Annotated in this window: 12 protein-coding genes; all 12 read left to right on the forward strand. The window is 34.6% G+C overall.

From position 1 onward, the window contains the following. Positions 1–184 precede the first annotated feature (184 nt). The 12 genes from ASE21_RS14910 (at position 185) to ASE21_RS14965 (ending at position 12,290) form a co-directional block, all read left to right on the forward strand. The gene (locus tag ASE21_RS14910) at positions 185–1,108 is read left to right on the forward strand and encodes an SMP-30/gluconolactonase/LRE family protein (RefSeq protein ID WP_057123482.1); all 924 of its coding nucleotides are present in this window, start codon (positions 185–187) and stop codon (positions 1,106–1,108) included. A gap of 323 nt (positions 1,109–1,431) precedes the next feature. After that, entirely contained in the window at positions 1,432–2,025 is a 594-nt protein-coding gene (locus ASE21_RS14915; protein WP_057123483.1) for a TetR/AcrR family transcriptional regulator, read from the forward strand. A 246-nt stretch (positions 2,026–2,271) separates the two neighbouring features. Further along, on the forward strand, positions 2,272–3,489 hold the full coding sequence (locus ASE21_RS14920; RefSeq protein WP_057123484.1) for an efflux RND transporter periplasmic adaptor subunit: 1,218 nt from the start codon (positions 2,272–2,274) through the stop codon (positions 3,487–3,489). A gap of 12 nt (positions 3,490–3,501) precedes the next feature. Beyond that, positions 3,502–6,666 (forward strand): efflux RND transporter permease subunit, encoded by a 3,165-nt coding sequence (locus ASE21_RS14925; RefSeq protein ID WP_057123485.1) that lies wholly within the window; start codon positions 3,502–3,504, stop codon positions 6,664–6,666. A gap of 317 nt (positions 6,667–6,983) precedes the next feature. Further along, complete coding sequence (locus ASE21_RS14930) at positions 6,984–8,402, forward strand: TolC family protein (protein WP_057123596.1); 1,419 nt, start codon at positions 6,984–6,986, stop codon at positions 8,400–8,402. 271 nt (positions 8,403–8,673) lie between these two features. Next, positions 8,674–9,279, forward strand: a complete 606-nt coding sequence (locus tag ASE21_RS14935) for a Crp/Fnr family transcriptional regulator (protein ID WP_057123486.1) — start codon at positions 8,674–8,676, stop codon at positions 9,277–9,279. A gap of 69 nt (positions 9,280–9,348) precedes the next feature. Then, entirely contained in the window at positions 9,349–10,092 is a 744-nt protein-coding gene (locus ASE21_RS14940) for a GNAT family N-acetyltransferase (protein WP_057123487.1), read from the forward strand. 136 nt (positions 10,093–10,228) lie between these two features. After that, entirely contained in the window at positions 10,229–10,609 is a 381-nt protein-coding gene (locus tag ASE21_RS14945; protein ID WP_057123488.1) for a DoxX family protein, read from the forward strand. 20 nt (positions 10,610–10,629) lie between these two features. After that, positions 10,630–10,839, forward strand: a complete 210-nt coding sequence (locus ASE21_RS14950; protein ID WP_057123489.1) for a hypothetical protein — start codon at positions 10,630–10,632, stop codon at positions 10,837–10,839. Positions 10,840–10,917: 78 nt separating this feature from the next. Further along, entirely contained in the window at positions 10,918–11,292 is a 375-nt protein-coding gene (locus ASE21_RS14955) for a VOC family protein (protein WP_057123490.1), read from the forward strand. A gap of 18 nt (positions 11,293–11,310) precedes the next feature. Continuing rightward, the gene (locus ASE21_RS14960; protein ID WP_057123491.1) at positions 11,311–11,820 is read left to right on the forward strand and encodes a DinB family protein; all 510 of its coding nucleotides are present in this window, start codon (positions 11,311–11,313) and stop codon (positions 11,818–11,820) included. Positions 11,821–11,822: 2 nt separating this feature from the next. Next, positions 11,823–12,290: a hypothetical protein gene (locus tag ASE21_RS14965; RefSeq protein WP_057123492.1), complete on the forward strand. Its 468-nt coding sequence runs from the start codon at positions 11,823–11,825 to the stop codon at positions 12,288–12,290. Positions 12,291–12,312: the final 22 nt, after the last annotated feature.

Here is a 12,312-nt window from a genome sequence, read left to right on the forward strand (position 1 = left end):
AGATATAGTGTAGAGCGGGACAAATGTTCTTGAAAACAAAAAATGTTCTGCTCCAGAAAAATATTTTAAAATTATTCTCCAAAAAAACTTTTATTACGGGAAAATTTGAACCCGACTTTGCAGAATATCAGAAATAAAAACTACATTTAAAAACGCTTTAAAAGCAACTTTTAATCTTTCTATTATGAACTCATTACAACTTAAAATAAAATTACACCTTTTATTTGTTATCACTTTTACTTTTACAAATTTTATATACCCTCAGAAATCAAAAGAAAAAAATCATGCCTTAATAGCAAAGGGCGCAGTTCTCACAAAACTATCAGATCAATTTAGTTTTACAGAAGGACCTGCTGCAGATAAGAAAGGAAATATTTATTTTACGGATCAGCCTAATAATAGAATCATGAAATGGTCGGTTAATGGCGAAATTTCTGTTTTTATGGAAAATGCAGGAAGAGCTAACGGTCTGTATTTTGATCACTCTGGCAGCCTACTGGCTTGCGCCGATGAAAAAAATGAAATTTGGAAAATAGACAAAAACAAAAATTATACTATATTAATAAACAACTTCGAAGGAAAAAGACTGAATGGCCCCAATGATCTTTGGGTTGATCCTAAAGGCGGTATCTATTTTACAGACCCTTTTTATAAAAGGGATTACTGGATACACACTTCAAAAGAAATAGACAAAGAATGTGTTTACTATTTATCTCCGGATAAATCCAAAATTATCAACGTTGAGAATGATCTTGTAAAACCTAATGGCATTATTGGAACTACGGATGGAAAAATAGTATACGTAGCCGATATAGGAGCAAATAAAACGTATTCTTATACAATTGAAAGTAATGGCTCTTTAGGCAAAAAAAGTCTTTTTACTGAATCAGGTTCAGATGGAATGACAATAGACGAGTCCGGAAACATTTATTTAACCGGAAAAGGAGTTACTATATTCAATCCACGAGGAGAAAAAATTGCCCATATTGATGTTCCTGAACCATGGACTGCTAATATTTGTTTTGGAGGAAAAAAATTCAAAACATTATTTATTACAGCCGGTAAAAGTGTTTATACATTAGAGATGAATGTTCGGGGAATGAAATAATCAATAAATTATCGCCTTCAATACTCTTATTATTTTTAGAAAATGCTAAAATTTTAATTGGAATTTTATTCGTCAGTGAGAAATTAGACTTTTTTCAGAATTAAAAAACTTCAAAATCATCATAATTTGATTCGAATTTGAGTTGAATTTTACTTAAAATGAAATTTTACAAAAACACAAAACCTTTCTGAATACCTAATTTTATTGATCTTTCAGTCCTCTCTATGGTGGAATAAGAAAATATTATGACAAAAATATTTCATAATTAGAAAAACCGCCATACATTTGCCTAACAGTGTTAAACAATTTAATACTCGAATATAATGGCTAGCAAAGATCGAATTTTAAGACAAAAAGAAGAGACAAGAAATAATATTCTTGGCGCTGCTTATGATATCGTAAAAGATGAAGGCTGGAATGGTTTGAGTATGCGTAAAATTGCCGACAGAATCGAATATACTGCTCCTATTATTTATGAATACTTTTCGAATAAAGAAGCAATATTAGAAGAACTGACCGGTAAAGGTTTTATGAAACTGGCAAAAGAGCTGCAAACTGCTAAAGCTAAATTTTCAAAACCCGAAGATCAGTTGGAAGCCATGTGGATGACTTATTGGGATTTCGCTTTTACAAATACTGAAATGTATCAGTTAATGTTTGGTGTACAAATGACATGCTGCGCACAGCGATGTTCGGCTCAGGAAGCACCTTACAAATTGTTCACCGGAGTGATTGCCGAAATAATGAAAGACACCAATCCGAGTGAAGATATCATCAAACAAAAATATTTTACTTTCTTTTCTGTTATTCATGGTTTAATCGCCATCAATATCATTAACAAAAGTGAGATTTTAGAAACAATAAATGCACAGATTTTAAAAGATGCCATTGGTGGTATCATCAAATCTATACAATAAAAAAATTTTCAATTTTGCTTAACAGTGTAAAATAATTTAATTGGATAATATAAAATCCTTTTTTTTATAACGATAACTTAACACTGTTAGAAAATTTAATAAAGGTAATAAACGAGTTTTTTTACTCATTTACTTAACAGTGATAAATAATTTAATACCAATTTAAAATAGATTGGAAAAGGGCTTGCTGTATAGAAATTTGTGCACTTTTACTTAACAACGTTAGATAATTTAATTTAATTAAATATGTATCCCGAGAATGCCAAAATACCCAATGAATTAATCCGAGAAAATGTTCAACCAATTAAAACCATTAAGAAAATGAAAAATTTAATCATAACCAGTTTTATTCTGGCCTTAGTATTAAGCAGCTGTGCCGATAAAAATCAGGCACCTACTGCTCCACCTCCACCGGTTTTACCTGTACTGGCCATTACAAGTGCAAACACAACCACTGACGCTGAATATCCTGCCGCTATACAAGGTACAGTTGATGTGGAAATTCGTCCTCAGGTAAGCGGAAACCTTGACAGAATTTTTGTTGACGAAGGTGCTTACGTAAGCAAAGGACAAACGTTATTTAAAATAAACGAACGTCCGTTTCGCGAGCAGTTAAACAATGCTTTGGCAAGTCTTCATGCTGCAGAAGCTGCTTTAATCAACGCTAATTTAGAAGTAGATAAATTAACTCCTTTAGTACAAAACAAAGTAGTTTCTGATTATCAGTTGAAAACAGCTAAAGCTTCACAAAAAATTGCTGCTGCAAATATCGAACAGGCAAAAGCAATGGTAGGTTCTGCTAAAATTAATTTAGGGTATACAAATGTTACTGCTCCTGTAAGCGGATATATTGGAAGATTACCTAAAAAACAAGGAAGTTTAGTTTCTGCTGCAGATGTTGAGCCTTTAACTACTTTATCAGATGTTCATGAAGTATTTGCTTACTTCTCTTTGGGCGAAACTGATTTTATCAACTTTAAAGAGCAATATAAAGGAAATTCTCTTGGAGATAAAATTAAAAAATTACCTCCGGTTACTTTGATTCTGGCAGATAATAACGCTTATCCTCAAACCGGAAAAATAGATATGGTTGACGGTCAGTTTGATAAGACTACAGGAGCAATCACGATTAGAGCAACTTTCCCAAATGCAAACGGAACTTTACGTTCCGGAAACACCGGAAAAATCCGTTTAGGGTTACAGCATGACAATGCGATTTTGGTTCCGCAGTCGGCTACAATTGAAATGCAGGATAAAGTATTTGTTTTCACTGTAGGCAAAGACAACAAAGTAACCAAAATGCCTATTACGGTTGTAGGTAAAAGCGGTACCAATTATTTAATTAAAGAAGGTGTAAAAACGGGTGACCAAATCGTGTTAAGCGGTATTGACAAACTTCAGGACGGACAAGCGATCCAGCCAGAAAAATCAACAAAAGTTGCCGAAGTAACTAATAAAAAATAATTCTAAAACACAATGTTCAAAATATTTATACAAAGACCTGTACTGGCAACCGTAATTTCCATTTTACTGGTAATTCTGGGAGTATTGGGTTTAACTAAACTGCCTTTACAACAGTTTCCTGATATTGCACCGCCATCGGTTTTGGTAACAGCAGTATATCCGGGAGCAAACGCAGAAACGGTTTTACGTTCTGTGGCACCTTCTCTGGAAGAATCTATAAATGGTGTAGAAAACATGACTTACATGAGTTCTACAGCCAGTAATGACGGTACTTTGGCCATTACTGTTTTCTTTAAACTGGGTACAGATGCTGACCAGGCTGCAGTAAACGTACAAAACAGAGTTGCTCAGGCAACCAGCCAGCTTCCTGCAGAGGTTGTACAGCAAGGTATTATTACGGCTAAACAACAAAACAGTTTTATCATGGCAATTGGTATGTATACCGATGATGAAGCAAAATACGATCAGACTTTTGTTGCCAACTACGCTCAGATTAATATTATTCCGGAGTTGAAACGTATTCCGGGTGTAGGTTCTGCCGCTATTTTTGGCGGTGTAAAAGATTACTCTATGCGTGTATGGTTAAATCCAACACAAATGTCAGCTTATAAAGTAACTCCAAATGAAGTGATGGCAGCGATTCAGGACAAAAGTCTTGAGGCCGCTCCGGGAAAATTTGGGGAACGAAGCAAAGAAGTTTTTGAATACGTTATTAAATATAAAGGGAAATTAACTAAACCTGAAGATTATGAAAATATTGCTATACGTTCTAATGCAGATGGTTCAGTACTTCGCTTAAAAGATGTTGCGAGAGTTGAACTTGGTGCTTACTCTTATAACAGTTTAACACGTTTAAATGGTAAAAAGGGAATTGTAATTGGAGTTATTCAGTTAGCGGGTTCTAACTCGAATGATATTCAGATTGCAATCAATAAAATGATGGAAAAGGCTTCTAAAGATTTTCCAAAGGGCATAAAACACAATATTTTCTATAGTACAAAAGTATCTCTTGACCAGTCTATCGAACAGGTAGAACATACTTTAATAGAAGCTTTTATACTTGTATTTATTGTGGTATTTATCTTTTTACAAGATTTTAGATCAACATTAATTCCGGCTATTGCTGTACCTGTAGCAATTTTAGGAACGTTCTTCTTCATGCAGTTATTCGGATTTTCGATCAACCTTTTAACGCTTTTCGCTTTAATTCTGGCGATTGGTATTGTGGTAGATGATGCTATTGTAGTTGTCGAAGCCGTGCATGCGAAAATGGAGCATAAACGTTTGTCTCCAAAAATCGCAACCCATGAAGCAATGCACGAAATAACGGGTGCTATTATCTCGATTACGCTGGTAATGGCTGCTGTTTTCCTGCCGGTTGGTTTTATGGAAGGTTCTACAGGAGTTTTCTATCGTCAGTTTGCTTTCACAATGGCGATTGCAATTGTAATTTCGGCTGTAAATGCTTTAACATTAAGTCCGGCGCTTGCGGCATTATTCTTAAAAGATAATCACGGATCTCACGATCACGACGCGCCTTATATGAAAAAAGGATTTAAAGAAAAATTCTTTAGTGCTTTTAACAGCAGTTTTGAATCGATGACAAACCGTTACGTAGGCGGACTTAAATTCTTAATCAGAAGAAAATGGTTAAGTTTAGGCGGACTGGCTTTAATTACTCTGGCCACTGTTGTAATGGTAAAAACAACTCCTGCAGGATTTATTCCAACAGAAGATCAGGGATTTATTGCCATTGCAGTAAATACACCATCAGGGACATCATTAGACGGAACTCAAAAAGTAATGACCGAAGCTGAGAATACTTTAAAAGCATTAGACGCTTCCCGATTTGTAACCGCGATTTCAGGTTTCAACTTATTGACAAACTCTACAAGTCCATCTTCTGCAGTAGTTTTCGTATTGCTTAAACCAAACGAAGAACGCGGCGAAGTAAAAAATATTGACGAAATCATGAATCAGGTTCGAGGCAAACTGGGCGCTATTTCCGGAGGAAGTTTCTTCGTATTCAGCTTCCCAACCGTTCCGGGATTTAGTAACGTTGAGGCTTTAGATTTAGTTCTTCAGGATAAAACAGGAGGAAAACTGGATAAATTCAGCGGAATTTCTCAGGAATTTATCGGAGCGTTGATGAAACGTCCGGAGATTGCAGTTGCTTTTACAAGTTTTAAGGCAGATTATCCTCAATTACAATTGGAAATCAATGATGAAAAAGCAAACCAGTTAGGTGTTAATGTAAAAGACATTTTACAAACCATGCAGGCTTACTTTGGTAGCGCTCAGGCCTCAGATTTCAACAGATTTGGTAAATATTACCGTGTTGTAGTTCAGGCCGATATTGAAGACAGAGCTGATCCGACAGCCATTGACAGAGTTTTTGTAAAAAACAAAACCGGAGAAATGGTTCCAATAAATACTTTAGTAAAACTAACCCGTATTTATGGTTCAGAAACGGCTTCAAGATACAATTTATTTAACTCAATTTCGATTAATGCCATTCCGAAACCTGGATTTAGTTCCGGAGATGCCATTAAAGCAATTGAAGAAGTAGCAGCACAACAATTACCTGCAGGTTACGGGTTTGAATTCTCGGGCCAGACTCGTGAGGAGATTTCGTCCGGAGGGCAATCGGCAACAATATTCTTACTGTGTTTGATATTCGTTTATTTCCTACTTGCTGCACAGTATGAAAGTTACATTTTGCCTTTGGCAGTAATCTTATCAATCCCTGCAGGTATTTTTGGAGTATTCGCCGCTATTGGTTTAACTGGAATTGAAAACAATATTTACGTACAGGTTGCCCTTGTCATGCTGATTGGACTTCTGGCCAAAAATGCCATTTTGATTGTCGAATTTGCGGCACAAAGACGAAGATCAGGACAAGGATTAATAGCCGCTTCTATTCAGGCAGCAAAATTACGTCTGCGACCAATTATCATGACGTCTCTTGCTTTCGTAGTAGGTTTAATACCAATGATGAGTGCCAAAGGTCCATCTGCACAAGGTAACCACTCGATTAGTATCGGAGCAGCCGGCGGTATGCTTTCAGGAGTAATTCTGGGTCTTTTTATAATTCCTGTTTTATTCATCATATTCCAGCATTTACAAGAAAAGGTTTCTGGAAAACCAGTTGCCGTAATCCATAACGAAGAAATATAATAAATGGAAAACTATATAACAACAATTCTCGTTGCCATCATATTTGGCATCGGCTATATATCGTACAGAATCTCAAGAGACCTGGAAACCAGAAAAGATACTTGTACAGAAGTCTAACTCTTTGAGTGAAATTCAAAAAACAAACTTTAACACATAGAAACATAGATTTCTATATTCAAAAAGACAATAAAGAGACGAGTTTCCATACATAGCAGCAATGTTAATTAGTGAAACGCTTTTCTAAATCTTTAAAAACCTATGTTTCTATGTGTTTAAATAATTACACTCGACAGATAAAGAAATTTAATAAAAAAACAATGAAAAATCATATAACCAAAATCGTGACCTTCGCCATTCTGATCACGACCTTAATATCCTGTAAAGTTTCTAAGGATATTGAAACTCCAAAAGATGCATTTCCTGAGAATTTCAGGAATGCATCAGTTTCGGGTGATACAACAAGTATTGCCGATTTGGAGTGGAAAAACTTCTTTACTGAACAAGATATTATCAAATTGATTGACAGTGCTGTTGCCAGAAACAACGATTTGCAGATTGCTCAAAAAAACATCGAAATTGCACAATACAGATTTACACAATCGAAATGGGGAAATGTACCTCAGGTAAATTTATTTGTAAATGCAAGTACAAGCAATCCTTCTGATAACAGTTTTACAGGTTTAAACTTAAATCAGGCAATTGGAGCCAAACATATTGACGATTATTCTGCCGGAGCTTCACTTTCATGGGAGGCTGATATCTGGGGGAAAATCAGAAACCAGAAGAAAGGTGCTTACGCAGGATATCTTCAGTCTGAAGAAGTTAAAAAAGCGCTGCAAACCAATATCGTTGCCAATGTTTCAAAAGGATATTACAATCTTTTAATGCTGGACGCTCAATTGGATATTGCCAGACAAAATTTAAAATTAAATGATAGTACAACTAATATTATCAAATTAAAATACGATGCAGGTCAGGTTACAACATTAGCAATCCAGCAATCTGAAGCACAGAAATTAAACTCGGCACAATTGATTCCGTTATTGGAACAAAACATTGCGATTCAGGAAAATGCATTAAGTGTTTTAACCGGTTCTTTTCCAAACTCAAAAGAAAGAACAATTCGTTTAAGCGCTATTGAAGTGAAACAAAATACAGCAATCGGAATTCCGTCTTCGTTAGTAAGCAGAAGACCAGATGTAAAAAGTGCTGAACTGGCGCTTAAAACTGCAAACGCAAACGTAGGAATCACAAAAGCAGACTTATACCCAGCTTTAAGAATTACGGCTCAGGGAGGTGTAAACTCATTTGAAACAAGCAATTGGTTCAATATTCCGGCTTCTTTATTTGGTACTGTTGCAGGAGGTTTAACGCAGCCGCTTTTAAATAATAAAAGAGTAAGAACACAATATAATATCGCTGTCGCGGAAAGAGAAAAAGCGGTTTTGGGTTTTAGACAACAGGTTTTAGTGGCTGTCAGCGAAGTTTCTGATGCTTTGGTTAAAGTAGAGAAATTACAGCAGCAGGAAACTTTCCTGAAAGAAAAAGTAAAAACATTACAGCAGGCTATTAAAAATGCCAACTTATTATTCAAAAATGGTATGGCAGAATATCTTGAAGTTTTAACTGCTCAGGCTAATTTATTACAAAGCGAATTGGAACTGGCAGATATTAAAAGACAACAATTAACAGCTAATACTGAATTGTACCGCGCCCTTGGCGGAGGCTGGAAATAATACCCAATACCCGTTAATTATTTATTTTTTGAGATGAAAACGCTGTGAGACTTTTTGGGTTTCATGGCGTTTTTGGTTTTGTTTTTCCACAGATTAATAAGATTAGAAAGGATTTTTTTGCCGCGAATTGCACTAATTTTCGCTGATTTATTTATTTTTATTTTGTCATTTCTCCTTCTTTGAAATGACAACTTTTGGTTTATTTTTTTACTTTTGAAAAAGAAAACTTTGAATCTTTCTCTTCTTATACCTTTGCACCTAAACAAAAAAAATGTCTTTCAATAAAGAAACTTACCTCAGCAATCTAAGACAAACTATTGAAAGTTATGCCCCTGTTTCTGAAAATTCATGGAAATCGATTGAAAGCATAACCCAGTTTCAGACACTCAAAAAAGGAGAAACATTATTGCAAAACGGTGAAATCGCCAAAAATCTTCATTTTATTGCAAAAGGAATTTTAAGAACTTTTATCACAGATGAACAGGGAAATTTTTATAACAAAAATCTTTTTCTTGAAAATACTTTAGCCGGCTCCAAAGTTTCATTAATGATGCAGACGCCTTCGCATTTTTCCATTGAAGCTTTAGAAGACTGCATTTTAATCAATATTGATTACAAAGAATACATGAAACTCATTAACGAAAACATTGATCTTAAAAACTTTTATATCGCCCATTTAGAAAAAAACTGGATCATCGAAAAAGAACAAAGAGAAATCGCTTTGGTAATGCAAAATGCAACTGAAAGATATCTAAGTCTCTTAAAAAAGAATCCTGATATTGCAGAGCGAATTCCGTTACTTCATATTGCATCGCATTTAGGCATTACGCCAACGCAGTTAAGCCGAATTCGAAAAAGTCTGGAAAAAGAGTTGTAAATCAACATATGTAAAGGCTTTCCGGGAAAACTCAATTTATCTTTGTGAATAAATAAACTTGTTCCTAAAATGAAAAATATAAACCTAATCGAAGATAATATTGATAACCTGACAACACTTTGGAGAACGGCTGGAACTTCTCTCCTTTCCTATCATAAAAATGATCCTTTTGAATACAGTCAGATTCCAAATGCAGGCTGGCCAAACCGACTGTGGTTTCAAAAAGATATTACACAGGAAAATCTTCCGCAGATTCTTGAAATCATACAAAACAATCCGGGATTAGTAATTCCGTATTGGGATATTTTTGAAAGTAATTCAAATGAAATTTTGGAGCAGAACAAATTCCAAATACGAAACCAGCTTGTGGCAATGGCTTTAAAGCTGGATAAAAAATTTCCGCTTCAAAACAACCTCACTTTCAAAAGGGTTTTAAACGAAGAAGACGCTAAAACCTGGTCCGATATTTATCCTTTATCTTTTAATTACGTGATCAGTAAAGAAACACTGATTCATAATTACGAAAATGCCAGCTATTTTCTGGTTCACTTGAATGAAAAAGCAATAGGAACCCTTACTCTTTTTCAGACCGGAAAAATTATGGGAATTCATGGTGTAGGCGTAATTCCTGAAATGCGAAAAAAAGGTTTTGCAGAAGAAATCATGAAATTTGCAATTAACAAAGCGATAGATTCTAATGCTGAATACGCGCAGTTACAAGCTTCTGCTTTAGGAAAAAACATATACCGCAGATTAGGTTTTGAAGATTTATTTTTGATTACGAATTACTTTTTGGATTCAAATTCCAAATAAAATTTCTAAAATCTGTATTCCAAAATCTCAAATTGTCCCAAATGCCCCTAAAATAGTCGTAAATATGTATTTCATGAGAAAATAAGAATAGTACATTTGTAACACATTAACTAATAACTATTTAAAAATATACCACATGAAAAAAGCAAAAATTATTTTTTGGATTGCAACCACTATTATCTTCCTATTCGAAGGTGTTATGCCCGCATTGACTTCACAGACAGAAATGGCTAAAGAAGGAATCAGACATTTAGGTTATCCTGAATATTTTGGAAATGCTCTGGTTATCTTCAAAATTCTGGGTGTTTTAATTTTAGTGATTCCGCAAGTTCCAAAAAATGTAAAAGAATGGGCTTACGCCGGATTTGGTTTCGATTTTATTTTTGCTTCTATCAGTCATTTTGCGGTTGACGGAATCAATTTTCAAAGTTTCTTTCCGTTGATCTTTTTAGTCATCCTGGCTATTTCCTATATCTACTATCATAAAATAGAGCGACTTAAAAATATCGCCCTGTAAACTTATAAAATCAGGAAACGATGATAGAAGTTTTCAAAACAAATGTTCAGGAAGTTGAACAATCGATACTGATTGTGGGGAAACTTCTTGAACATTTTCCAAACAGTGCTATCAATTTTGATCTCGAAGACTGCGATAAAATATTACGTATTAATGCTTCTGCAATATCAAATCATAAAGTAATAGAACTTTTAAATTTGCATGGTTTTGATTGTGAAGCGCTTCCATAAAACCATAATTTATTGATTTACAAAATATTGCAATAAAAAATTGTATTTTTGAGATACTAACTTCTTAATCACTCAAAAATGAATTTACCAGCAGAACATCAAACTATAATGCCGTACCTTATTTTAAAAGGTGCATCGCAATTTATTGATTTTACAAAAAATGTTTTTGGAGCTTCGGAAACGCATTCAAAAGCACTCCGCGAAGACGGAACCATAATGCATGCTGAAATTACCTTAAACGGAAGCACAATTATGGTTACCGATGAAACCAAAGACTGGTCTGTACAAAATGCCAACTTATTTGTATATGTTTTAAATGCCGATAAAACCTATTTAAAAGCGTTAGAAAACGGTGCCGTTTCTTTAATGGGTTTAAGCGATCAGGATTATGGCAGAACCTGCGGTGTTACAGATCCGTTTGGGAATGTCTGGTGGATTACTTCTGTAAATTAACTCTTTAAAATCAATAATATGAATTCAGATGTACAAAAAGATATTGTTGAAACATTCAAAAAATTAAATGAAGTTTTTTCGAAATTTTCTGAAAATGAAATAAATCAGATTCCTTTTCAGAGAAGCTGGACGTCCGGTCAGGTGGTGCAGCATATTATTCTTGCCTGTTCCGGATTTCCTCAGTTATTCTCTGGAAACACAGAAAAAACAACCCGAAAACCAGATGAAAAAATTAAGGACATTGAGGGTTTGTTTTTAAACTTCAGTATTAAAATGGATTCTCCTATATTTCTTATCCCGGCCAAAAAAGAATACAGCAAGAATGAACTTAGTCTCGAACTGCTGAAAATAGAATCTGAATTATTAGATTGTGCCGAAAAATATGATTTAACCTTAACCTGTTTAGATTTTGAGGTTCCGGGTTTTGAAAAGTTTACTATGTACGAGTGGATTGATTTTGCATTGGTTCACACCCAAAGGCATACCCATCAGCTGAATACTATTTTTCAATATATAACTAAACTTTAAAAATGAGATCTCAATCTAAAACGATTTTATATTCTGGTCTGCTGGCAGGGACTTTAGATATTCTGGCCGCAATTTTAGTTTACTCCGTCATATTGCATAAAACAACCGCCGAAAAAATCCTGCAGTCTATTGCAAGTGGTGTTTTTAAAGAGCATGCTTACACAGGCGGTGCACAAATGGCATTTTATGGTTTACTTTTGCATTATTGTATTGCGTTGGCTTTTGCCTACTTTTATTCTCAAATATATCCTCATGTACCGCTTTTAAAAAAGAATATTTTACTCTCCGGATTTATTTACGGCATTTTTATATGGATCGTGATGAACCTTCTGGTACTTCCTCTCGTTTTTACAAAACTTCCTGCCAGAGAATTTGACCTTCCGTTCCTGATTTCAGTTTTAATCTTAGTATTGTGTGTTGGTCTGCCCATTGCTTTTGTAACTAAAAAGTTTTATCATAAGCCTTTATAGTTGTTAAATGTAAATCTGAAAC

Source organism: Flavobacterium sp. Root901, from assembly GCF_001429765.1.
Classification (GTDB): Bacteria; Bacteroidota; Bacteroidia; order Flavobacteriales; family Flavobacteriaceae; genus Flavobacterium.

Bases quoted from the DNA above. Each gene is read 5' to 3' on its own strand.
- ASE21_RS14910 (WP_057123482.1), top strand. From the start codon at position 185: ATGAACTCATTACAACTTAAAATAAAATTACACCTTTTATTTGTTATC.
- ASE21_RS14915 (WP_057123483.1), top strand. From the start codon at position 1,432: ATGGCTAGCAAAGATCGAATTTTAAGACAAAAAGAAGAGACAAGAAAT.
- ASE21_RS14920 (WP_057123484.1), top strand. From the start codon at position 2,272: ATGTATCCCGAGAATGCCAAAATACCCAATGAATTAATCCGAGAAAAT.
- ASE21_RS14925 (WP_057123485.1), top strand. From the start codon at position 3,502: ATGTTCAAAATATTTATACAAAGACCTGTACTGGCAACCGTAATTTCC.
- ASE21_RS14930 (WP_057123596.1), top strand. From the start codon at position 6,984: ATGAAAAATCATATAACCAAAATCGTGACCTTCGCCATTCTGATCACG.
- ASE21_RS14935 (WP_057123486.1), top strand. From the start codon at position 8,674: ATGTCTTTCAATAAAGAAACTTACCTCAGCAATCTAAGACAAACTATT.
- ASE21_RS14940 (WP_057123487.1), top strand. From the start codon at position 9,349: ATGAAAAATATAAACCTAATCGAAGATAATATTGATAACCTGACAACA.
- ASE21_RS14945 (WP_057123488.1), top strand. From the start codon at position 10,229: ATGAAAAAAGCAAAAATTATTTTTTGGATTGCAACCACTATTATCTTC.
- ASE21_RS14950 (WP_057123489.1), top strand. From the start codon at position 10,630: ATGATAGAAGTTTTCAAAACAAATGTTCAGGAAGTTGAACAATCGATA.
- ASE21_RS14955 (WP_057123490.1), top strand. From the start codon at position 10,918: ATGAATTTACCAGCAGAACATCAAACTATAATGCCGTACCTTATTTTA.
- ASE21_RS14960 (WP_057123491.1), top strand. From the start codon at position 11,311: ATGAATTCAGATGTACAAAAAGATATTGTTGAAACATTCAAAAAATTA.
- ASE21_RS14965 (WP_057123492.1), top strand. From the start codon at position 11,823: ATGAGATCTCAATCTAAAACGATTTTATATTCTGGTCTGCTGGCAGGG.